Annotated in this window: 1 protein-coding gene; it reads right to left on the bottom strand. The window is 43.7% G+C overall.

Annotated elements, in window-relative coordinates:
* On the bottom strand, positions 1 to 559 hold a 559-nt coding region (locus N1032_RS26290; RefSeq protein WP_259543590.1), incomplete at its 3' end, for a hypothetical protein.
* Between the last annotated feature and the right edge of the window lie 54 nt (positions 560 to 613).

Genomic DNA, 613 nt, shown 5'->3' with positions numbered 1-613 from the left:
CGTCTAACGTGTCTTCATCCGGCACAGGTACAGTCCAGAATCCATTAGCCAATACGGCATCATATCGCACGATTTCAATATATGGCGTGGTTACGTGGTTATCGCCGCCCAAAGTAATCGACGTATTTTCAGCGGAGCGAGTAGTAATTAGCGTCGTGTAAGGAATATTAACACCTAAATCAACTTCCTTAGATACGATAATATCACCGCCGATTTTCGATGAACCGATATTAATTGTCGCACGTCCTGTATATGCGTCAATAATATATTCTACCGTGATTGTCTCACCAATAACATATTCCGTACCGATATTAATTGCCTCAGTTCGCGGCAAATGTAATAACGCGGTAGTATTCTGATAATCCAGAAACGTATCAGTATCACGCGGAGTATAAATAGAACCCAAATCCACGCGCGGTTTATCAGTCGATACAACCGGAGCCATTACTTTTGAATCAAGCGTAGCTAACCGGATGGATTCAGGTTGCAGAATATAGGACGGGTCAAGCGAGAAAGGCAACTGAATCAGACCGAGAATAAATTGACCGTAGTCATACACCGCATAACCTGTAGTCACCACGTCAGACGCAACGAAACGGGCGTTGTTCAAATG

Source organism: Herbiconiux daphne (genome assembly GCF_024979295.1).
GTDB classification, from domain to species: Bacteria; Actinomycetota; Actinomycetes; order Actinomycetales; family Microbacteriaceae; genus Herbiconiux; species Herbiconiux daphnes.
Note: the sequence above shows the minus strand (reverse complement) of the source record. Positions and strands in the feature narration are given on the sequence as shown.